Consider the following 19,320-nt stretch of genomic DNA (forward strand, 5'->3'; position numbering starts at 1 on the left):
AGGGCGGACTGCGCCGCCGTGCCGCCTTCGCGCAACTGCCGCACGCGCTGCAGGGTGGTCTGCGCCTGCGTCAGCGCGGCTTCGGCGCTGTCGATGGTGCTTTGCGCCTGGCCGATGCCCGCCTCGGCCCGCAGGTATTCCGCCCGCGCCTGTTCAAGCTGCGCCGACAGCGTGTCGGTGGACAGCCGGGCCAGCACCTGCCCCTTGGCGACAGTGTCGCCCGCCTCGGCCAGGATCTCGGTGATCTCGTAGCCCGAGACCTGCGGAAAGACCTGCACCTCCTGCCGGGCGACGATGGTGCCGGACACGGGGATGCGGGCCTGGACCTCGGACCGGGTGGCGGATTCGACGGTGACAGAGGGCAGGCTGCGGACCGGCGCCTCGGATGCGGTGGCGGATTCGTCGGCCGACACGGCCAGCGGCAGGGCAAGGACGAGAAGAAGAACGGAAAGGAAGCGCATGGGACAGCCTGCCATGATGACCTGTCCGGCAACATAGGTGCTGAAGCCATGGGCAACAACGCGCGCGTGACGTCGTGCCTAGAAGTTGACCGCGACGCCCGGCAGGTTCAGTTCTGCAACCAGGTCGCGCAGTTCCTGCCGCGCGGCGATGTTGGACATGGACAACTGTTCGGTGCCGATGTCCTTCAGGTCCAGCAGGGTCAGGCCGCGCGGGAACAGTTCGCGGAAGATGACGCGTTCGGAAAAGCCCGGCGCGACGCGAAAGCCGATGCGTTTCGACAGCGTCTCCAGCGCGCCGCCGACCTTGCGCTTGTTGTGCATCGCCTGGGTGCCCAGGCGGTTGCGCAGCACCAGCCAGTCGATCGGCCCCGCCCCCGCCTGCGCCCGCATCTGCCGCGCGGACCAGACCATCTCGGCATAGATGGACGGTCCCAGGATCTTGCCCTCGGGCGACAGGCGGGCCAGCAGGTCGAAATCCACGAAGCTGTCGTTCATCGGCGTGACCAGCGTGTCGGCCAGCGTGTGCGCCATCTGGCTGAGCTTCGTATGCGATCCGGGGCAGTCCAGCAGGATGAAGTCGCAGGTTCTTTCCAGCTGGGTCAGGGCCGGGGTCAGCGGGTCGCCGCCGTCGCCCATGGCGCCGATCACGGGCATGGGCAGGTCCAGCCCCTCGCGCCGGGCAAAGGCCTCGCGGTTTTCCAGGTAGCGGCCGAAGCTGCGCTGCCGCACGTCCAGATCCAGCCCGCCGACGCGGTGGCCCATGCGGACCAGGGCGGTCGCCACATGCATCGAGGTGGTGGACTTGCCGCTGCCACCCTTTTCGTTGCCCACAACGATGATATGCGCCACGAAGCCGCCCCTTGCCGGTCCTTGTCCGCGCGAACGCTACTGAGGTCGCGGCGCGAAGGAAAGCGCCTGCACAAGGACGGGGCGCCGTTGATGCGCCAAAGCCGCGCCCCTTGGACAAGGGATTTAATCACGACTGTGCAGCTAGATTTTTCTTGCGCGGAAAGCCCGGCTCTGCGCTAATGCCCTTCAGCCGACCAGGGAGGACGCAGACATGACACCGAACTTCATCACCGGCCTTGTGCTGTCCACGCCCGCCGCCAGCATCGGCCCGGCCGCCCTTTGGATGGACGACCTGCCCGTCCACCAGCCCGCCTATGCCACCATCACCATCGGCGCGCGCCAGCAGGCACAGGGGCCGGTTGTCCAGCACCTGCGCGACGGCCGCGTCAGCATCGAGGCGGGCGGTCGCATCCTGACCGGCCACCGGGTGACGCCAAGGCCCGCCGCCCGCAGCCTTTGGGCACGGATCAGCGGGCGGCCGGCCTAGCGCGCGGGCTCGTCCGACTTCAGCAGCAGCGCCAGGGCGCCAAGCGTGGCAAGGATGCCCGGCAGCAGGACCGGGCCGGGCATTCCCCGGCCCAGCGCGGCTTCCAGCGCGATCACCCAGAGCGGGGTCAGGTAGGTATAGGCCATGACCTTGGCCGAGGGCAGGCGCAGTGCGGCATATTGCACCAGCATGGTGGTGAAGGCGCTGGCGAAGATCGCGACATAGAAGATCGTGATCCAGACGATGGCGGGCAGCGTCCCCCATGCGGTTGCCGTCAGCGCGCCCCAGCCCCAGGCCGCTGTCAGCATCCCGCCCGCAACCAGCGTCCCCAGGCTGGAGATCAGCGGCCCCTCGCCCCGGTTCAGCCTGCGGACCAGCGGCGTGTAAAGCGCGTGCAGCGCGCAGCCGACGAAATAGATCGCCTCGCCCCGCCCGATCTCCATCCCCGCCAGGGCGCCGAGATCGCCGCGAAAGATCACCCACAGCGCCCCGGCCCCGCCAAGCGCCAGCGCCGCCGCCAGATGGCCCGTCATGCGCTGGCGCAGAAGCAGCCAGCCGAACCCCGCCGCCATGATTGGCGTCAAGGTGAAGACCGCGCTGGCGGCAACGGCCGGGGCGGTCTTCAGCCCTTCGAACATCAGCACGAAATATCCGGCAAAGGCCGCGCCCAGCAGAAGGTATCGCCAAGGCGCCTGCAACAGCGCCCGCGGCCTGCCGCGCGACGGCGCCAGAAGCGCGATCCCCGCCAGCACGCCCGCCGCGATGACAAAGCGGGCAACCGTGATCGCGGCCGGGTCGATCAGGTTCGCGGCCCGCACGCCCAGCGAAAACGATCCCGCGACCAGGGCCGAGAACAGCCCCATCGCCGCATGGCCGCGCAGCGCCTCGGTTCGGTTCACTGCAAGCCCGGCACCTGGCGGCCCAGCATGTAGAATTCGTCGTTGGCCCGGAAGTCCCCGGCATTCGCCATGCGGTTCGACATGCCGAAAAAGGCTGCGATCGCGCCGATGTCCCAGATCTCGTTGATGTTGAAGCCCGCGTCGCGCAGGGCCTGGTGGTCGGCATCGCCGATCCGATGGGCCTCCAGCGTGACCTTTTCCGCATAGGCCAGCATGGCGCGCTGCCTGTCCGTCAGGTCGGCCTTGCGCCAGTTGACCGCCACCTGGTCCGCGATCAGCGCGTTCTTGGCCCGGATGCGCAGGATGGCGCCATGGGCCACCACGCAATACTGGCAGTTGTTGAGCCCGCTGACCGCGACCACGATCATCTCGCGCTCGGCCTTGGACAGGCCCTCGTCCTTGTCCATCAGCGCCTGATGATAGGCGAAGAAGGCACGGAATTCGTCGGGGCGGTGGGCCAGGGCCAGGAACACGTTCGGCACGAAGCCGGATTTCTCGGCCACCTTGGCGATGGCGTCCTGCATGTCCTGCGGCAGGGTTTCAAGATCGGGCACCGCGAAGCGGCTGATGGGATGGGTCATGACGGGTCCTCCTGCGGCGCAGATTGGCCGACCGTGTGCACGGAGTGAAGGGGGTCATTCGCCCCGCAGCGCGGCCACGACGGCCTGCACCTTGGGCGTGCGGTGCAGATCGACATGCGTGACCAGCCACAGCCGCGATTCCCATTCGGGCAGGGCCATCACCTCGACCAAGCCTTCGGCGCGGGATGGCGACAGGGGGCCGATGGCGAGGCCCGCGCGGATGACGGCCTCGCGCGCGGCTTCGTCATTGGCGGTCAGGACGATCTGCGTCGGATCGACCCGTTCGCGCATCCAGACCATCAGCGGCGCGTTGCGGGCCTGCGGCCCCAGCAGCGCCAGCCTGTGCCCGTCAATGCCCGATACCGGCCCATGGGCGGCGATATAGGCGGGCGAGGCATAGATCGGATGGCGCACCGTGCCCATGGGCCGGACGACATAGTCGGGCTCGGTCGGCTGGCTGCCCGCGCGGATCGCCACATGCGCCTCGCCCGCGTCCAGGCGGAACAGGCGCACGTCGGTGACATAGTTCAGCCGCAATCCCGGATGCTGGCGCATCAGCCGGACCAGCCGGGGCATGACCACGTCCGAGAGTTCCGGCAGCGAGGTCACGACCAGCTCCCCCTCGATCCGGTCGCTGCCGCCCACGATCTGCGCGGCCAGTTGGGCGAAGCGTTCGTCGGCATCACCCGCGACCTTCAGCATGGCCTGCCCGGCCTCGGTCAGGGCATAGCCGCGGGGATGGCGCTGGAACAGCTTGACGCCAAGCTGCCCTTCCAGCCCGTCGATGCGGCGGATGACGGTGGCGTGGTGGACGCCCAGCGTCTCGGCCGCCGCGCTGACGGTGCCGGATCGCGCCACGGCAAGCGCGATGCGAAGGTCGTCCCAACTCTCGATGCTCATGTGCATCTCCGCACAGATGATGCGCGCTTATCGCCATTATGTTCGGCGAGGCATAGGCCTAAATCATGCGCAACGCCCCATTCCGAACGGACTTCGACCATGAACATCCTGCATATCGACAGCGCGATCACCGGCGACGCCTCGGTGTCGCGCAAGCTGACCGCCGACATCGTGGCCAAGCTGACCGCCACCAACCCCGACGCCACCGTCACCTATCGCGACCTGAACGAGGGGGTGCCCGCCATCGACACCGACTGGTTCGCCGCCGTCCGCATGGCACCCGCGAACCCGACGCCGGAACAGCAGGCCATCGTCGCCACCTCGGACGCCTACCTGGCCGAGGTTCAGGCAGCGGATGTGCTGGTGATCGGCCTGCCCATCTACAACTTCACGCTGACCGCGCAGTTGAAGAACTGGCTGGACCAGATCGCCCGCGCGGGCAAAAGCTTCCGCTATACCGCCGAAGGCCCCGAGGGCCTGCTGAAGGGCAAGCGCGCCATCATCGGCTATGCCGCCGCGGGCACGCCCTTCGGATCGGATATCGATTTCGCGTCAAGCTATCTGCGCCACATGCTGGGCTTCATCGGCATCACCGATGTCGAGTTCGTGGCCGCCGACCGCCTGGCCATGGACCGCGAGGCGGGCCTTGCCCGCGCCCAGGAGGCGCTGGAAAAGCTGGCCGCCTGATCCCGTTATTGTAATGAGTGTGACGGCCCGCGTTGACTCGCGGGCCGTTTTTTCGTATCAGCCCCCGGATTCCCGGAAGGATTGGCCTTCCGGTCCCCGTCCATTGCGGGGATCGCCCCCCGTCAGCGCGTCGCGCCCACGGGGGCCGCACTGTTTTGGACCCAAGGAGGCCCGGCGATGTTCGAGAACCTTTCCGACCGTTTGGGCGGCGTCTTCGACCGGCTGACCAAGCAGGGCGCCCTGACCGAGGACGACGTCACCGCCGCCATGCGCGAGGTCCGCGTGGCGCTGCTGGAAGCCGACGTCTCGCTGCCGGTGGCGCGCAACTTCGTCAAGGCGGTCACGTCCAAGGCCACCGGATCGGCCGTCACCAAGTCGATCACCCCCGGCCAGCAGGTCGTCAAGATCGTCCATGACGAGCTGATCAAGGTCCTGCAGGGCGAGGATGCGCCCGACGCCCTGCGCATCGACAATCCGCCCGCGCCGATCCTGATGGTCGGCCTCCAGGGCTCGGGGAAAACCACCACCACGGCCAAGCTGGCCCTGCGCCTGAAGGACCGCGAGAAGAAGCGCGTGCTAATGGCCTCGCTCGACACCAACCGCCCGGCGGCGATGGAGCAGTTGGCGATCTTGGGCAGCCAGATCGGCGTCGATACCCTGCCCATCGTTCCGGGCCAGTCCGCCACGCAGATCGCCAGCCGCGCCAAGCAGCAGGCATCGCTTGGCGGCTATGACGTGGTGATGCTGGATACCGCCGGCCGGCTGCACATCGACCAGCAGTTGATGGACGAGGTCCAGGCCGTCCGCGACATCGCCCAGCCGCGCGAGACGCTGCTGGTGGTCGACGGCCTGACCGGCCAGGACGCGGTGAACGTCGCGACCGAGTTCGACGCCAAGGTCGGCGTCTCGGGCGTGGTGCTGACGCGGATGGATGGCGACGGGCGCGGCGGTGCCGCGCTGTCGATGCGCGCGATCACCGGGAAGCCGATCCGCTTCGTGGGTCTTGGCGAAAAGATGGACGCGCTGGAAACCTTTGACGCGCAGCGTGTCGCGGGCCGCATCCTGGGCATGGGCGACATCGTGGCCCTGGTCGAGAAGGCCCAGCAGGTGCTGGAGGTCGAGCAGGCCGAGCGCATGATGAAGCGCTTCCAGAAGGGTCTGTTCAACATGAACGACCTCAAGGGCCAGCTTGAGCAGATGCAGAAGATGGGCGGGATGCAGTCCATCATGGGCATGATGCCCGGCATGCAGAAAATGGCCAAGCAGGCCGAAGCCGCAGGCATGGACGACAAGGCGATCAGCCGCCAGATCGCGCTGATCAATTCCATGACGAAAAAGGAACGCGCCAACCCCGACATGCTGCAGGCCAGCCGCAAGAAGCGGATCGCGGCGGGCGCGGGCATGGACGTGTCGGAACTGAACAAGCTTCTGAAGATGCAGAAGCAGATGGCCGACACGATGAAGAAGCTGGGCAAGATGGGCAAGGGCGGGATGCTGAAGCAGGCCATGCGCGCCATGACCGGCAAGGGCGGCGGGCTGCCCGACCTAGAGAATTTCGATCCCGCCAAGATGGCCGAGGCGCAGAAGATGCTGTCCGATCCCAAGGGCCTCGGCGGCCAGTTGGGCAAGGCCGGGCTGCCGGGCGGCTTGTCGGGGCTGTTCGGGAAGAAATGATGGACACCGCACCCGATCCCACCGCCCGCGCCGCGGCCCTGCTGCGCGACCACCGCGCCAGCATCGACCGGCTGGACGCGATCCTGGTCTATACGCTGGCCGAACGCTTCAAGCACACCCAAGCCGTCGGCCGCCTCAAGGCCGAACACGATCTTCCGCCGTCCGATCCCGCCCGCGAAGCGCAGCAGATCGAACGGCTGGAACGCCTCGCGCGCGAGGCCGACCTGGACCCGGAATTCGCGCGCAAATTCCTGAACTTCGTGATCGCCGAAGTGATCCGGCATCACGAAACCTTTCAATCCTAGGGGCGCAGCCCCTCCACGCCATTACAAGGAGAATACCAATGGCAACGAAAATCCGTCTGGCCCGTGGCGGCAGCAAGAAGCGCCCGCATTACGCCATCGTCGTGTCCGATTCGCGGATGCCGCGCGACGGCCGCTTCCTGGAAAAGCTGGGCACCTACAACCCGCTGCTGGCCAAGGACAGCGAAGACCGCATCAAGCTGGATCTGGACCGCGCCAAGCATTGGCTGGACCAGGGCGCGCAGCCGACCGACCGCGTGGCCCGCTTCCTGGAAGCCGCAGGGGTCCGCGAAAAGGCCACCCGCGCCAACATGAAGAAGGCCGAGCCGGGCAAGAAAGCCACGGCCCGCGCCGCCGAAAAGGCCGCAAAAGCCGCTGCCCCGGCCGACGCGGAATAATCAAGACGGGCGGGGGCAACCCCGCCCTTTTCGTCCCAAGGGGGCCGCATGTCACAAGACCGCATCTGCGTGGGCGCGATCGCCGGGGCCTTCGGGGTTGGGGGCGAGGTGCGGCTGAAAAGCTTCTGCACCGAGCCTGCGGACATCGCCAGATACACTCCCCTGACCACCGAGGACGGCAAGCGCAGCTTTTCCGTCAAGCTGACCCGCCCCGTCACCGGCGGCCTTGGCGCGCGCCTGTCGGGCGTCGCCACCCGCGAGGACGCGGAAGCCCTCAAGGGCGTCACCCTCTGGGCGCCGCGATCCGCCCTGCCCTCGCTTCCCGATGATGAATTCTACCACGCCGACCTGATCGGGCTGGAGGTCGTCGATACCGGCGGCGCCGTCCTCGGCCGGGTCCGCGCGATTTTCGACCATGGCGCGGGCGACATCCTCGAGGTCGTGGGCGGCAAGGACGTCCTGCTTCTGCCCTTCACCCGCGAAGCGGTCCCGACTGTCGATCTGACGGCGAAGCGCATCGTTGCCGATCCCCCCGCCACCGATGAGTGACCAGCCCAAGTCCCATGGCCGCCTGTCCATCACCGCCAGCCTGCGGCCGCGCGAGTTGATGGCCGAACCGCAGGTGCAGGGCGCCTGGACCGCCAGCATCGTTACCCTGTTCCCCGAAGCCTTTCCCGGCATCCTGGGCCTGTCCCTGACCGGCAAGGCGCTTGCTCAGGGTCTGTGGAACCTGCGCACCATTCCCCTGCGCGACTTCGGCATCGGCAGACACCGCAATGTCGATGACACGCCTGCGGGCGGCGGCGCGGGCATGGTGATCCGCGCCGACGTGATGGACGCAGCATTGCGCGAGGCCCGCCAGGGCCCGCCCCGCCCGGTGATCTACATGTCCCCGCGCGGGGCGCCGCTGACGCAGTCCCGCGCCCGCGATCTGGCGCAGGGCAACGGCGTCACCCTGATCTGCGGCCGATTCGAAGGCGTGGACCAGCGCGTCCTGGATGCCCACGCCGTTGAGGAGATCAGCATCGGCGACTATGTCCTGACGGGCGGAGAGATCGCCGCTCAGGTCTTGATCGACGCGACGGTTCGCCTTATACCGCGCGTGCTGGGGAATCACGACTCTCTGGCCGAGGAATCCTTTTCCATCGGCAACAGGGGGCTGCTGGAGGCCCCCCAGTTCACAAAGCCCGCCCAATGGGAAGGCCGCGAGATACCCGAGGTTCTGCTGTCGGGCAATCACGCGGCCATTCATCGTTGGAGGGCCGGTGAGGCCGAAAGGCTGACAAAGCAACGCCGCCCCGACCTGTGGCGGGCATACCAGGACGGTATGGACCCGGCAAAGGACCGACAGCTCTCGGGCGCATCAGACCAATCGGGGAACCGCCCCGAGCATGACAAGGAACCCAGGCGATGAACCTGATCGCAGAACTCGAAGCCGAGCAGATCGCTGCCCTCGGCAAGACCATCCCGGACTTCAAGTCGGGCGACACCGTGCGCGTCGGCTACAAGGTGACCGAGGGCACCCGCACCCGCGTGCAGATGTATGAAGGCGTCTGCATTTCCCGCCGGGGCGGCGCGACCCTGGCCGCCAGCTTCACCGTGCGCAAGATCAGCTTCGGCGAAGGCGTGGAACGCGTGTTCCCGCTCTATTCGACCAACATCGACTCGATCGAGGTCGTGCGCCGCGGCAAGGTCCGCCGCGCCAAGCTGTATTACCTGCGCGACCGTCGCGGCAAGTCGGCCCGGATCGTCGAGAAAACCAACTACCGTCCGCTGTCCGACGCGAAAGCCTGAGGGTTCATCCGATGAAAAAAGACATCCACCCCGATTACCACACCATCGAGATCAAGATGACCGATGGCACCACCTACCAGACCCGCTCGACCTGGGGTTCGGAAGGTCAGACCATGACGCTGGACATCGACCCCACGGTGCATCCTGCCTGGACCGGCGGTTCGGCCAAGCTGATGGACACCGGCGGCCGCGTGTCGAAGTTCAAGTCGAAATACGCCGGCCTGGGCTTCTGATCGCTCCTCCCGGAATTACGGAACGCCGCCCCACCCGGGCGGCGTTTTCCATTCATGCCTCCCGCCGCTTCTTCGTTGCGGAAATACCCCGCCGGGGGTCCGGGGGACGCGCAGTCCCCCGGTCGCCGCGGGACGCACTCATGCTGCCTCGACGCTTGGCTCCACCAGCGCCACGATGTCCATCATGATCGCGTTCAGCTGGAAATCCTTGGGCGTATAGACGCGCGCCACGCCCATCGCCTGCAGCCGGGCCGCGTCGTCGTCAGGGATGATGCCGCCGACGATCACCGGCACATGGTCCAGCCCCGCCGCGCGGATACGATCCATCAGATCGGCGATCAGCGGCAGATGGCTGCCCGAGAGGATCGACAGCCCGACGACATGGGCGTCCTCCTCCTGCGCGCGGGCCACGATCTGCTCGGGCGTCAGGCGGATGCCTTCATAGGTGATGTCCATCCCGCAGTCCCGCGCGCGGAAGGCGATCTGCTCTGCCCCGTTGGAATGGCCGTCGAGGCCCGGCTTGCCGACCACGAACTTCAACCGGCGCCCGAGGCGCGCACTGACGGCATCGACGGCCTCGCGGATCTCCTCCAGCCCCTCGGTCCGGTTCGACGGGCTGGCGGATACCCCGGTCGGCCCGCGATATTCGCCATGGACCTGCCGCATGATGCCCGCCCATTCGCCGGTCGTTGCCCCCGCCTTGGCCGCCGCGATGGACCAGGGCATCACGTTCTCACCCCGCCCTGCCGCATCCCGCAGCGCGCCAAGCGCAAGCTGCACCGCGCCCTCGTCCCGCGCCGCGCGCCAGGCTTGCAGCCGGGCGATCTGATCCTGCTCCACCGCCGGATCGACCACCATGATCCCGCCGTCGCCCGCCGTCAGCGGCGACGGTTCGCCCCCCTGCCAGCGGTTCACGCCGACCACGACGGTTTCGTGCGTCTCGATCCGTCCCAGCCGTTCCGCGTTGGACTCGACCAGCCGCGCCTTCATGGTGTCGATCGCGGCGATCGCCCCGCCCATCTGGTCCAGCAGGCGCAACTCGTCGCGGGCGCCCTGCTTCAATTCCTCGACCTTCGCTGCAATCACCGGGTTGCCGTCGAACAGGTCGCCATATTCCAGCAGGTCGGTTTCGTAGGCCAGGATCTGCTGCATCCGCAGCGACCATTGCTGGTCCCAGGGACGCGGCAGGCCAAGCGCCTCGTTCCAGGCCGGAAGCTGCACCGCCCGCGCCCGCGCGTTCTTCGACAGCGTGACGGCCAGCATCTCCAGCAGGATGCGATACACGTTGTTTTCAGGCTGCTGTTCCGTCAGCCCCAGGCTGTTGACCTGCACGCCATAGCGGAACCGGCGATAGCGTTCGTCCGTGATCCCATAGCGATCCCGCGTGATCTCGTCCCACAACTCGGTGAAGGCGCGCATCTTGCACATCTCGGTCACGAAGCGGATGCCCGCGTTCACGAAGAAGCTGATGCGGCCCACCATCTCGGGGAAACCCTCGGGCGGAACCTTGCCCTTCAGGTCGTCCAACACGGCAATGGCGGTGGCCAGCGCATAGGCCAGTTCCTGCTGCGGCGTCGCGCCCGCCTCTTGCAGGTGATAGGAACAGACGTTCATCGGGTTCCACTTGGGCAGGTGTTCCCGCGTATAGGCCGCCACGTCCGTGATCATCGCGAGCGACGGCTTCGGCGGGCAGATATAGGTGCCGCGCGACAGGTACTCCTTGATCAGGTCGTTCTGGACCGTCCCTTGCAGTGCCTTGATGTCCGCGCCCTGCTCCTCGGCCACGGCGATATACAGCGACAGCAGCCAGGGCGCCGTCGCGTTGATCGTCATCGAGGTGTTCATCTGTTCCAGCGGAATCTGGTCGAACAACGCCCGCATGTCGCCCAGGTGGCAGATCGGCACGCCGACCTTGCCGACCTCGCCCCGCGCCAGCACGTGATCACTGTCGTATCCGGTCTGCGTGGGCAGGTCGAAGGCCACCGACAGGCCGGTCTGCCCCTTGGCCAAGTTGCCGCGATACAGCGCATTGGATTTGGCGGCGGTGGAATGACCCGCGTAGGTGCGGAACAGCCAGGGTTTGTCCTTCTCGGCCATGCGGCACCTCGCAACAATGTTCCAACACGGGAATCGTTATCGAAACAAACAAACCACGTCAATTCGCCGCGTCGCGGCGCACGGCTTCGACTTTCGGACATTTTATTGCTGTAAAGCATCCACAACAGTTGCATTGTTGCGCATCTCTTCATACCAATGATGTCGAGGCAAGCGGCGATTCTGCGCCGCAGCAGATGTGCAGGAGAAGCTGATGGCCCTCGACTCCCCCACTCCGATCGCTCCTTACGATGCGCCCGTGAAGGATCTGTATGACGTGGGCGAGATGCCGCCCCTGGGTCACGTTCCACCCAGGATGCACGCCTGGTCGATCCGCCGCGAGCGCCAGGGCGAGCCCGACAAGGCCATGCAGCTCGAGGTCGTGGACACCCCGGCCATCGACAGCAACGAGGTGCTGGTCCTGGTGATGGCGGCGGGCGTCAACTACAACGGCATCTGGGCGGGCCTTGGCGTGCCGATCAGCATGTTCGACGTGCACAAGCAGCCCTATCACATCGCCGGGTCCGACGCCTCGGGGATCGTCTGGGCCGTGGGCGACAAGGTCCGCCGCTGGAAGGTGGGGGACGAGGTCGTCATCCACTGCAACCAGGACGACGGCGACGACGAGGAATGCAACGGTGGCGACCCGATGTTTTCGCCGACCCAGCGCATCTGGGGCTACGAGACGCCGGACGGCAGTTTCGCCCAGTTCACGCGCGTCCAGTCCCAGCAGCTGATGCCCCGGCCGCGCCACCTGACATGGGAGGAATCGGCCTGCTACACGCTGACGCTTGCCACCGCGTATCGGATGCTGTTCGGGCACGAGCCGCATGAATTGAAGCCCGGCATGAACGTGCTGGTCTGGGGCGCCTCGGGCGGGCTGGGTTCCTATGCGATCCAGTTGATCAACGCGGCGGGTGGCAACGCCATCGGCGTCATCAGCGAGGAAGACAAGCGCGACTTCGTCCTGGGCCTGGGCGCCAAGGGCGTCATCAACCGCAAGGAATTCAACTGCTGGGGGCAACTGCCCACCGTGAACACGCCTGAATACAAGGACTGGTTCAACGAGGTCCGCAAGTTCGGCAAGGCCATCTGGGACATCACCGGCAAGGGCAACAACGTCGATATCGTCTTCGAGCATCCGGGTGAGGCAACCTTCCCCGTTAGCACCTTCGTCTGCAAGAAGGGCGGCATGGTGGTGATCTGCGCGGGCACGACCGGCTTCAACTGCACCTTCGACGTGCGCTACCTGTGGATGCACCAGAAGCGCATCCAGGGCAGCCACTTCGCGCATCTGAAGCAGGCCTCGGCGGCCAACAAGCTGATGCTGGAACGCCGCCTCGACCCCTGCATGTCCGAGGTCTTTCCCTGGGCCGAAATCCCGGCGGCGCATGTGAAGATGATGAGGAACCAGCACAAGCCCGGCAACATGGCGGTGCTGGTCCAGGCGCCCACGACGGGCCTGCGCACCTTCGAGGACGCGCTGGAAGCGCGCCGGTCGTAAGCCGCAGCAAGTCATTCGGCAGGTTGCCCCCTGGTGCCCTGCCGGGCGGCGGATGGCCCTCAGGCTTCGACCTCTCGCAAGGCGGCGCTGCGGCATTTCCATTCGCGCACGGCTTCCCGTGGATGACTGTCCAGCCACATTGCCAGTTGCTGCTGGCCATGGATCATGCAGGCCATCAGGCTTTCCTCGACAAAGATCAGGCTTCGCTGCTGGCAATGTTCGGGTTCGGTCAAAAGGCAACTGACAAACAGCAATTCGATCATGGGCTCACGCTCCGTTCTGCCGGTCTCACTCGGGATCTAAGACTAAGGTATGATTCGCAGAGAAGCGTGATCATGGCGTGAAACGACGAACCGAATGCCGTGGCTGCCCAGAGGGCGGCACGGGATCGGGATCGATGGTGCGCGGCTGGGCAGCGACAGGACGAGGCCCGGTTCAGATGTCGGTCTCCGCGGCCTCGGGGCGGCGGCACTTCCATTCCCGGACCTGATCGTCGGGATGGGCCGCGACCCACCGGGCCAGTTCGTTCTGACCCTCCAACATGCACGTGAACAGGCCGTTTCGCTGCTCGAACAGCAGGCTGTGTTCGGTGCAATGCTGGGGGTCGCTGATCAGGCAGGTGACGAAGAACAGTTCGATCATCGCGCGTTCCTTTCGACGATCCCTCATACACGCGCCAGCGGCGAAAAAGTTGCATGGGCTTTCGTCACGGCCCGCGCTAGACGGGTCGCATGAACACCCCCGCCCCTACTCTGTCCCCCGACCAGGCCGATGCCTGGGATGCCCTGGCCGAAGCCTTCGGCGCGGCCGGCATCGACCTGATCGCCGAGGAAGTGCAGCCCCCGCAGCCCGGCAAGGGCCGGGTCATGGCGGTGATCGGCAAGGCGGGCTCGGGCAAGACGCTGCTTTTGTCGCAGATCACCAAGGCCCTGCGCGGCGCGGGGGTCGAGGTCGTCAGCGGCGACTACGAGGGGCGGCGCCGCAAGGACCGGCGCAGCGTGGCGATCCTGGCACCGACCAACAAGGCGGCCTTCGTGCTGCGGATGCGCGGCGTGCCGGCGACGACGATCCACCGCATTCTTTATACGCCTGTCTACGACCCGGAATACGAAAAGCTGGCGGAATGGCTGACCGGCACCGGCGACCGACCCGCGGTCGAGGGCATGACGGATGCCGCGCTGGACCGGGCCAAGGTCTTCTTCGACCAGCACGCCTCGATCCCCGGCGCCCTGGCCGCGGCGGGCCTGCGCGGGTCGGACTTCATCCGCGGCTGGAAACGGCGCGAGGACGCGCTGGATGTCGGCCTTGTCGACGAGGCCTCGATGCTGGACGAGAAGCAGCTCGAGGACTTGCGCGAGATCTTCCCGGTCCTGGTGCTGTTCGGCGACCCGGCGCAGCTTGCCCCCGTGGGCCAGTCGGGCGAGATGGTCTTCGACAAGCTGGCAGCCAGCCAGCGGCTGGTCCTGAACCGCATCCACCGGCAGGCCGACGACAGCCCCATCCTGGACCTGGCCCATGCCCTTGCCGATGACGCGCTGACCTTCGATGGCTTCGAAAGCATGGTCCGCGCGGCGGCGCGGCGCGACGATCGCGTGGTCTGGGCGGAACGGGTGGAAAGCGACCTGATGGCCCGCAGCCCGGTCCTGGTCTGGCGCAATGCCACGCGCATTCGCCTGATCCATGCGTTCCGCGCGGCCTATGGCGCGCCGGGCGACGCGCTGCTGCCGGGTGAGCCGCTGATCTGCGACGGGCTGGAATTGCCCCTGAAGCACCGCAAGAAGCGCATCGACCTTGAGGCGCGAGGCCTGATCAAGGGCGCGCAGGTCGTCTATCTGGGTCCGGGCCGCAAGCCCGGCTTTTCGCGGCTGCACGTCATCGGCGCCGAGGAGCCGCGCCTGTCGGCCGCCAGCATCGTCAAGATCGAACTGCCGGACGAGGAAGAGCCCTTCATCCCCTATGCCGCCCGCATGGGCGCGACCTTCCTGCACGGCGCGGCGGTGACGATCCACAAGTCGCAGGGCAGCCAATGGCCCGCCGTGCAGGTCTTCGCCCCTGACATCAGCGCCGCCGCCTGGTCGAGCCGAAACGAGGCCGGCATTCCCTTGTGGAAGCGCCTGACCTATGTCGCCATCACCCGGGCGCAGGAACGGCTGTTCTGGGTGACGAAGGCGCGCCTGGCCAGGCCCTCGGCGCCGCTGGGGACAGACGATCTGGACACCCCGGTCGCGGACCTGGCCCTGGCGGCCGAGGAGGAATAGCGTCCCGCGACAGCCGGGGGCCAGCCCCCGCTCGGGCCTGCCGGCCCCTTCTCCGCTGAAAAAAGGTCCAGCGGACCTTTCTCCGGGCGCTTCGAAGCCCCGGGATACCGGGGCCAAGATGAAAGGCCCCTCAGCGCGCGGCCTTGCGGTGGTCCAGGCGTTCGATGGACAGGCGCAGCGCCTCGATCAAGGCTTCCTTGGGGATGCCGGTTTCGCGGGACAGGCGCATGATGCCGAAATGGACGCGGGCCAGTTCCTGGTAATAGCGCGCAAAGGTATAGTTGATCGAGGCCCCCACCACGGCACCGAAAATCGGGGCGGCCTGCGCGGCCAGCTTCTGGCCCATCGACACCGACAGGCGCGGCGCCACGCGGCTGATCAGCCCCTGCACCGTCTGCCCCGTCACCGACAGCCGCGCCGCCAGCAGGCCCATGTCGGTCGTGTCATCCTCGGCCATGGGGCCTGCGGCGGCGAAGATGCGCAGGCATTCCATGCGCACCTCCTCGCTGGCGGGGTCGAGGCCGTGTTCGGCGGCGATGTCCAGCATCGCGCGCAGCAGCAGGGTGATCGTCACCGGCAGTTCGATCATCGCGCCCGCGAAGCCGCCCATGCCCCCCGCCGCGCCGCTGACGGTCGAGGCCATGCGGTTGAACCAGTCCCCCCGGTCGCGCACCATCCGCCGGGAGTTGCTGGCGGCGGCGAAGGCCCGGTTCAGCGCCGCGCGCGTGATGTGGTCCATCCGGTTGCGCACGAAGCCCGGCAACTTCTCGATCAGCCCTTCGGCGCTGTTGCCGACGACCGACATGACCTCCATCCCCAACCCGCCCGCATCCAGGTAACGCCGCGCCAGACGGTCGATCTGGGCGTGGACGGACGGGTCATTGATCGGCGGAAGCACCAGCTGCTGATTGGTCGCCATCTGTATCCTCTTGCGAAACCTGCGCGTCGGGCGGAACAACGGTGACACAGGCCGAGCCGATCTTCGGGCTGCGCGTATATTGCGCCAGCATCTCCGTCACGCCCGGCGAGGTCTCACGCATGACCGGCCCCGACACCCCAACCCAGGCGTCGGGCCAGAGTTCCAGTCCCAGCACCCGGTCCGGGTTCGTGGGCGGCGGCATGACCACGTCGTCAAGCCGCTGAAAGCCGAAGCGGCTGTAATAGGGGGCGTCCCCCACCAGCAGGACCCGGCTCCAGCCCAGCTTGCGTGCCCGGTTCAGGCTGTCGCGCATCAACATGCCGCCCAGGCCTTCGCCCTGCGCGGTCGGATGCACGGCGATCGGTCCCAGCAGCAGCACCGGCCTGCGCGCCACCCGCACCGGCCAGAAGCGGATGGCGGCCAGCAGGACGTCGTCGGCGCGCAGCACCAGGCACAGGTCGGCGACCCGGGGCACACCGTCGCGCAGGCGGTACGAGGACAGCGCTGTCCGGCCCGGCGCGAAGCACAGGTCATAGAGAGCCTCGACCTCGGGTTCGTCGGCGGCTGTCTCGGGGCAGATTTCGTACATCGCGCCTCCTGTCGGTCCTGGCGGCCCCTTAGCACGGGCCTGCCGGTGATGAAACACGCGGGGCGGCATTGCGGGTCCACGCGGTCGGTGGCAGGTTGGCCCGGCACATGACAAGGAGGCCCGCGATGTTCTACCGCCCCGAAAACGGCCACGGGCTGCCACACAACCCCTTCAACGCCATCGTCGCGCCCCGGCCCATCGGCTGGATCTCGACCCGCGGGTCTGCTGGCGACAACCTGGCGCCCTATTCGTTCTTCAACGCGGTGGCCTATGTTCCGCCGCAGGTGATGTTCGCGTCCACCAGCGCCAAGCCGGACCGCAAGGGCACCAAGGACAGCGTGGCGCAGATCATCGAATCCGGCGTGTTCTGCGTGAACATCGCGACCGGCGACCTGCGCGACCAGGTGAACGCCTCGTCTGCCCCCATGCCCGCCGGCACCAGCGAGTTCGAGGCCGCCGGGATCGCCGCCGCGGAATGCGACACCATCGCCTGCCCGCGCGTGGCAGGCGCCGCCGCGGCGCTGGAATGCCGGATGACCCGCATCGTCCCCTTGGCAGGCGAGGCGAACTTCGTCGTCTTCGGCGTGGTCACGGGCGTCCATATCCGCGACGATTGCGTGGTCGAGGGCCGCTTCGACCCCCGCGCGGCGGGCGGCTGGATTGCGCGGCTGGGCTATCGCGATTATGCCGCGGTGCAGGACCTGTTCGAAATGGAACGCCCCGCATGAGCCTGAACGTCAAGGATTACATCCGCACCATCGCCGACTTTCCCCATGAGGGGATCCTGTTCCGCGACGTGACCACGCTGTTCGCGGATGCGCGGGGCTTTCGCATCGCCATCGACCAGTTGCTGGCCCCCTATGCGGGCGCGCGGATCGACAAGGTCGTGGGGCTGGAGGCGCGCGGCTTCATCCTGGGCGGCGCGGTGGCGCATCAGCTGTCCACCGGCTTCGTGCCGATCCGCAAGAAGGGCAAGCTGCCGGGCGCGGTGATCTCCCAGGCCTACCAGCTGGAATATGGCGAGGCCGTGGTCGAAGTCCATGACGACGCCTTGAAGCCGGGCGAACGGGTTCTGATCGTGGACGATCTGCTGGCCACCGGCGGCACGGCGGCCGCAGGGATCACGCTGTGCGAAAGGCTGGGTGCGAAGGTCGTCGGCTGCGCCTTCGTGATCGACCTGCCGGATCTGGGCGGGCGGCGGCTGCTGGAAGGCCTGGGGCACGAGGTTCACGCGCTGACTGCCTTTGACGGAGACTGAGGCGCGGGGCGCGTGAAATCACGCGCCCTTTGCCAGGATCACCCCCGGATTCATGATCCCCGCCGGGTCCAGCGCGTCCTTGATCGCGCGCATGGCGGCCAGCCGGGCCGGGTCGCCCCATTCGGCCAGATCCGCCGCCTTCAGCCGCCCCACCCCGTGTTCCGCCGAGAACGACCCGCCGCGCGCCACGACCATCTCGTGCACCGTGCGGGACAGGGCGCGGCGAATGTCGTCATAGGCGTCGCGGGTCTTCCCCTCGGCCGGGAACAGGTTGAAGTGCAGGTTGCCGTCGCCCAGATGGCCGAAGCAGTTGATCCGCAGGTCGGCCATGTCCGTCAGCATGGCCTTGGCATCGCGGATGAAGCGGGCGATTTCCGACAAGGGCAGGCTGATGTCGTGGCTGGCGATGGCGCCAATGTGGCGGTTGGCCTCGGGGATCGTCTCGCGGATGGCCCACAGGCCAGCGGCCTGCTGGCCCGACTGGGCGATCACGCCGTCGCTGACCAGGCCGGCCTCGGCGGCCTCGGTGAACAGGCCCTCCAGCGCCCCGTCGGCCGAGAGGCCTGAGGGCAACCCGACCTCGATCAGGACCAGCCAGTCGGGGCGGTCGGCGAAGGGCTGGCGCAGGTCGGGGAAGGCCGCGTCCAGGAAGCGCAGCCCCTGCCCCGCGATCAGCTCGAACGCGGTCACGCCGCCCGCCATCCGGCCCTGCGCCAGCGACAGCAGGGTCAGCGCGGCCTCGGGCGATTCGACCACCAGCATGGCGACGCCGATTTCGGCGGGCACGGGCGCCAGCACCAGGGATGCGGCGGTGATGATGCCCAGCGTGCCCTCGGCCCCGATCAGCAGGTCGCGGATGTCATAGCCGGTGTTGTCCTTCCGCAGCCGCTTCAGGTCATGCATGATCTGGCCCTGCGGCAGCACGGCCTCGACCCCCAGGCACAGGGCGCGGGCATTGCCATAGCGCAGCACGTTCACCCCGCCCGCATTGGTGCCCAGCACGCCGCCGATCTGCGCCGTTCCGCCGGACGCAAGCGCCAGGGGAAACTGCCGGCCCACGCCGGCGGCGGCATCGCGGACCTGCTGCAGGGTCGCGCCCGCCTCGGCCACGATCACGCCCTCTTCGGGGTAGATGGCGCGGATGGCGTTCATCCGTTCCAGCGACAGCAGAAGCGGCACGGCGCCTTCGGCCATGACCTGGCCGCCCACAAGCCCGGTGCCGCCGCCGCGCGGGACGATGGGCACGCCCGCCTCGACACAGGCACGGACGACGGCCGCGACCTCCTCGACCGTGCGAGGGGCGGCGATCAGACCGGCACGCCCCTTGTAGCGGCCACGCGGTTCATCGAAATAGGCAGGCGCGGCGTCGCGCAGCACGCCGGAGGGCAGCAGGCGCCCCAGCGCGTCGGTGGCGTCGTTCAGCATCGTTCCCC

Annotated in this window: 23 protein-coding genes and 1 pseudogene; 13 read left to right on the forward strand and 11 right to left on the reverse strand. The window is 67.6% G+C overall.

Features of this window, described 5'->3' with window-relative positions:
- Window positions 1–461 (reverse strand): efflux RND transporter periplasmic adaptor subunit (locus J0F76_RS03640; RefSeq protein ID WP_242689971.1); only part of this gene is annotated, 461 nt, incomplete at its 3' end.
- A gap of 78 nt (window positions 462–539) precedes the next feature.
- Window positions 540–1,310 (reverse strand): division plane positioning ATPase MipZ, encoded by a 771-nt coding sequence (locus tag J0F76_RS03645; protein WP_207465837.1) that lies wholly within the window; start codon window positions 1,308–1,310, stop codon window positions 540–542.
- A 211-nt stretch (window positions 1,311–1,521) separates the two neighbouring features.
- Here J0F76_RS03645 and J0F76_RS03650 point away from each other — a divergent pair, with 211 nt between their 5' ends.
- Window positions 1,522–1,797 carry a hypothetical protein gene (locus J0F76_RS03650; RefSeq protein ID WP_207465839.1) on the forward strand — a complete coding sequence of 92 codons (276 nt, stop codon included), beginning with the start codon at window positions 1,522–1,524 and terminating at the stop codon, window positions 1,795–1,797.
- Here the strand turns inward: J0F76_RS03650 and J0F76_RS03655 are convergent.
- Genes J0F76_RS03655 through J0F76_RS03665 form a run of 3 tightly spaced genes read right to left on the reverse strand, consistent with a single transcriptional unit; the run spans window position 1,794 to window position 4,177 of the window.
- Complete coding sequence (locus J0F76_RS03655) at window positions 1,794–2,660, reverse strand: DMT family transporter (RefSeq protein WP_207466034.1); 867 nt, start codon at window positions 2,658–2,660, stop codon at window positions 1,794–1,796. The two genes, J0F76_RS03650 and J0F76_RS03655, sit on opposite strands and share 4 nt — an antisense overlap.
- Window positions 2,661–2,692: 32 nt before the next feature.
- Window positions 2,693–3,277, reverse strand: coding sequence for a peroxidase-related enzyme (locus J0F76_RS03660; protein WP_207465841.1), 585 nt, complete (start codon window positions 3,275–3,277; stop codon window positions 2,693–2,695).
- A 54-nt stretch (window positions 3,278–3,331) separates the two neighbouring features.
- Window positions 3,332–4,177 (reverse strand): LysR family transcriptional regulator, encoded by an 846-nt coding sequence (locus J0F76_RS03665; protein ID WP_207465843.1) that lies wholly within the window; start codon window positions 4,175–4,177, stop codon window positions 3,332–3,334.
- Between the two features lie 99 nt (window positions 4,178–4,276).
- Between J0F76_RS03665 and J0F76_RS03670 the strand changes: the two genes are divergently transcribed.
- The 8 genes from J0F76_RS03670 to rpmE all read left to right on the forward strand — a co-directional run bounded on the left by J0F76_RS03670 (window position 4,277) and on the right by rpmE (window position 9,265).
- Complete coding sequence (locus J0F76_RS03670; protein ID WP_207465845.1) at window positions 4,277–4,864, forward strand: FMN-dependent NADH-azoreductase; 588 nt, start codon at window positions 4,277–4,279, stop codon at window positions 4,862–4,864.
- 177 nt (window positions 4,865–5,041) lie between these two features.
- Window positions 5,042–6,538 carry a signal recognition particle protein gene (gene ffh / locus J0F76_RS03675; RefSeq protein ID WP_207465847.1) on the forward strand — a complete coding sequence of 499 codons (1,497 nt, stop codon included), beginning with the start codon at window positions 5,042–5,044 and terminating at the stop codon, window positions 6,536–6,538.
- The gene (locus J0F76_RS03680) at window positions 6,535–6,843 is read left to right on the forward strand and encodes a chorismate mutase (RefSeq protein WP_242689972.1); all 309 of its coding nucleotides are present in this window, start codon (window positions 6,535–6,537) and stop codon (window positions 6,841–6,843) included. Before ffh ends, J0F76_RS03680 begins: the two co-directional genes overlap by 4 nt.
- Before the next feature lie 38 nt (window positions 6,844–6,881).
- Complete coding sequence (rpsP, locus tag J0F76_RS03685; RefSeq protein WP_207465849.1) at window positions 6,882–7,238, forward strand: 30S ribosomal protein S16; 357 nt, start codon at window positions 6,882–6,884, stop codon at window positions 7,236–7,238.
- Between the two features lie 48 nt (window positions 7,239–7,286).
- Window positions 7,287–7,787 (forward strand): ribosome maturation factor RimM, encoded by a 501-nt coding sequence (gene rimM / locus J0F76_RS03690; RefSeq protein ID WP_207465852.1) that lies wholly within the window; start codon window positions 7,287–7,289, stop codon window positions 7,785–7,787.
- Window positions 7,780–8,652, forward strand: a complete 873-nt coding sequence (trmD, locus tag J0F76_RS03695; RefSeq protein ID WP_207465854.1) for a tRNA (guanosine(37)-N1)-methyltransferase TrmD — start codon at window positions 7,780–7,782, stop codon at window positions 8,650–8,652. The genes rimM and trmD overlap by 8 nt, the downstream gene beginning before the upstream one ends.
- Entirely contained in the window at window positions 8,649–9,032 is a 384-nt protein-coding gene (gene rplS, locus J0F76_RS03700) for a 50S ribosomal protein L19 (RefSeq protein WP_207465856.1), read from the forward strand. The genes trmD and rplS overlap by 4 nt, the downstream gene beginning before the upstream one ends.
- 11 nt (window positions 9,033–9,043) lie before the next feature.
- Complete coding sequence (gene rpmE / locus J0F76_RS03705; protein ID WP_207100992.1) at window positions 9,044–9,265, forward strand: 50S ribosomal protein L31; 222 nt, start codon at window positions 9,044–9,046, stop codon at window positions 9,263–9,265.
- Between the two features lie 138 nt (window positions 9,266–9,403).
- Here rpmE and J0F76_RS03710 read toward each other — a convergent pair whose 3' ends face one another.
- Window positions 9,404–11,362, reverse strand: coding sequence for a protein meaA (locus J0F76_RS03710; RefSeq protein ID WP_207465858.1), 1,959 nt, complete (start codon window positions 11,360–11,362; stop codon window positions 9,404–9,406).
- Between the two features lie 211 nt (window positions 11,363–11,573).
- Between J0F76_RS03710 and ccrA the strand changes: the two genes are divergently transcribed.
- Window positions 11,574–12,863 carry a crotonyl-CoA carboxylase/reductase gene (gene ccrA, locus J0F76_RS03715; RefSeq protein ID WP_207465865.1) on the forward strand — a complete coding sequence of 430 codons (1,290 nt, stop codon included), beginning with the start codon at window positions 11,574–11,576 and terminating at the stop codon, window positions 12,861–12,863.
- 59 nt (window positions 12,864–12,922) lie between these two features.
- Here the strand turns inward: ccrA and J0F76_RS03720 are convergent, their stop codons facing one another.
- Window positions 12,923–13,126, reverse strand: a complete 204-nt coding sequence (locus J0F76_RS03720; RefSeq protein ID WP_207465867.1) for a hypothetical protein — start codon at window positions 13,124–13,126, stop codon at window positions 12,923–12,925.
- A 172-nt stretch (window positions 13,127–13,298) separates the two neighbouring features.
- The gene (locus J0F76_RS03725) at window positions 13,299–13,505 is read right to left on the reverse strand and encodes a hypothetical protein (protein ID WP_207465869.1); all 207 of its coding nucleotides are present in this window, start codon (window positions 13,503–13,505) and stop codon (window positions 13,299–13,301) included.
- Window positions 13,506–13,594: 89 nt separating this feature from the next.
- On the opposite strand from J0F76_RS03725, the gene J0F76_RS03730 reads away from it, so the two are divergent.
- On the forward strand, window positions 13,595–15,121 hold the full coding sequence (locus J0F76_RS03730) for an ATP-dependent DNA helicase (RefSeq protein ID WP_207465870.1): 1,527 nt from the start codon (window positions 13,595–13,597) through the stop codon (window positions 15,119–15,121).
- A 130-nt stretch (window positions 15,122–15,251) separates the two neighbouring features.
- Here J0F76_RS03730 and J0F76_RS03735 read toward each other — a convergent pair whose 3' ends face one another.
- The gene (locus J0F76_RS03735; protein ID WP_207465872.1) at window positions 15,252–16,040 is read right to left on the reverse strand and encodes an EcsC family protein; all 789 of its coding nucleotides are present in this window, start codon (window positions 16,038–16,040) and stop codon (window positions 15,252–15,254) included.
- Window positions 16,041–16,155: 115 nt separating this feature from the next.
- Window positions 16,156–16,629, reverse strand: a pseudogene (locus J0F76_RS03740) (GNAT family N-acetyltransferase); the annotation flags it as partial.
- 125 nt (window positions 16,630–16,754) lie between these two features.
- Here J0F76_RS03740 and J0F76_RS03745 point away from each other — a divergent pair.
- A complete protein-coding gene (locus J0F76_RS03745) occupies window positions 16,755–17,357 on the forward strand; it encodes a flavin reductase family protein (protein WP_207465875.1) in 603 nt (200 codons plus the stop codon).
- On the forward strand, window positions 17,354–17,887 hold the full coding sequence (locus J0F76_RS03750; RefSeq protein WP_207465876.1) for an adenine phosphoribosyltransferase: 534 nt from the start codon (window positions 17,354–17,356) through the stop codon (window positions 17,885–17,887). The genes J0F76_RS03745 and J0F76_RS03750 overlap by 4 nt, the downstream gene beginning before the upstream one ends.
- An 18-nt stretch (window positions 17,888–17,905) precedes the next feature.
- Here the strand turns inward: J0F76_RS03750 and J0F76_RS03755 are convergent, their stop codons facing one another.
- Complete coding sequence (locus J0F76_RS03755; RefSeq protein WP_207465878.1) at window positions 17,906–19,312, reverse strand: FAD-binding oxidoreductase; 1,407 nt, start codon at window positions 19,310–19,312, stop codon at window positions 17,906–17,908.
- Window positions 19,313–19,320: the final 8 nt, after the last annotated feature.

It is taken from the genome of Paracoccus fontiphilus, from assembly GCF_017356265.1.
GTDB classification, from domain to species: Bacteria; Pseudomonadota; Alphaproteobacteria; order Rhodobacterales; family Rhodobacteraceae; genus Paracoccus; species Paracoccus fontiphilus.

Coding starts and splice junctions, on each gene's coding strand:
- J0F76_RS03650 (WP_207465839.1), top strand. CDS start 1,522: ATGACACCGAACTTCATCACCGGCCTTGTGCTGTCCACGCCCGCCGCC.
- J0F76_RS03655 (WP_207466034.1), bottom strand. CDS start 2,660: ATGGGGCTGTTCTCGGCCCTGGTCGCGGGATCGTTTTCGCTGGGCGTG.
- J0F76_RS03660 (WP_207465841.1), bottom strand. CDS start 3,277: ATGACCCATCCCATCAGCCGCTTCGCGGTGCCCGATCTTGAAACCCTG.
- J0F76_RS03665 (WP_207465843.1), bottom strand. CDS start 4,177: ATGAGCATCGAGAGTTGGGACGACCTTCGCATCGCGCTTGCCGTGGCG.
- J0F76_RS03670 (WP_207465845.1), top strand. CDS start 4,277: ATGAACATCCTGCATATCGACAGCGCGATCACCGGCGACGCCTCGGTG.
- ffh (WP_207465847.1), top strand. CDS start 5,042: ATGTTCGAGAACCTTTCCGACCGTTTGGGCGGCGTCTTCGACCGGCTG.
- J0F76_RS03680 (WP_242689972.1), top strand. CDS start 6,535: ATGATGGACACCGCACCCGATCCCACCGCCCGCGCCGCGGCCCTGCTG.
- rpsP (WP_207465849.1), top strand. CDS start 6,882: ATGGCAACGAAAATCCGTCTGGCCCGTGGCGGCAGCAAGAAGCGCCCG.
- rimM (WP_207465852.1), top strand. CDS start 7,287: ATGTCACAAGACCGCATCTGCGTGGGCGCGATCGCCGGGGCCTTCGGG.
- trmD (WP_207465854.1), top strand. CDS start 7,780: ATGAGTGACCAGCCCAAGTCCCATGGCCGCCTGTCCATCACCGCCAGC.
- rplS (WP_207465856.1), top strand. CDS start 8,649: ATGAACCTGATCGCAGAACTCGAAGCCGAGCAGATCGCTGCCCTCGGC.
- rpmE (WP_207100992.1), top strand. CDS start 9,044: ATGAAAAAAGACATCCACCCCGATTACCACACCATCGAGATCAAGATG.
- J0F76_RS03710 (WP_207465858.1), bottom strand. CDS start 11,362: ATGGCCGAGAAGGACAAACCCTGGCTGTTCCGCACCTACGCGGGTCAT.
- ccrA (WP_207465865.1), top strand. CDS start 11,574: ATGGCCCTCGACTCCCCCACTCCGATCGCTCCTTACGATGCGCCCGTG.
- J0F76_RS03720 (WP_207465867.1), bottom strand. CDS start 13,126: ATGATCGAATTGCTGTTTGTCAGTTGCCTTTTGACCGAACCCGAACAT.
- J0F76_RS03725 (WP_207465869.1), bottom strand. CDS start 13,505: ATGATCGAACTGTTCTTCGTCACCTGCCTGATCAGCGACCCCCAGCAT.
- J0F76_RS03730 (WP_207465870.1), top strand. CDS start 13,595: ATGAACACCCCCGCCCCTACTCTGTCCCCCGACCAGGCCGATGCCTGG.
- J0F76_RS03735 (WP_207465872.1), bottom strand. CDS start 16,040: ATGGCGACCAATCAGCAGCTGGTGCTTCCGCCGATCAATGACCCGTCC.
- J0F76_RS03745 (WP_207465875.1), top strand. CDS start 16,755: ATGTTCTACCGCCCCGAAAACGGCCACGGGCTGCCACACAACCCCTTC.
- J0F76_RS03750 (WP_207465876.1), top strand. CDS start 17,354: ATGAGCCTGAACGTCAAGGATTACATCCGCACCATCGCCGACTTTCCC.
- J0F76_RS03755 (WP_207465878.1), bottom strand. CDS start 19,312: ATGCTGAACGACGCCACCGACGCGCTGGGGCGCCTGCTGCCCTCCGGC.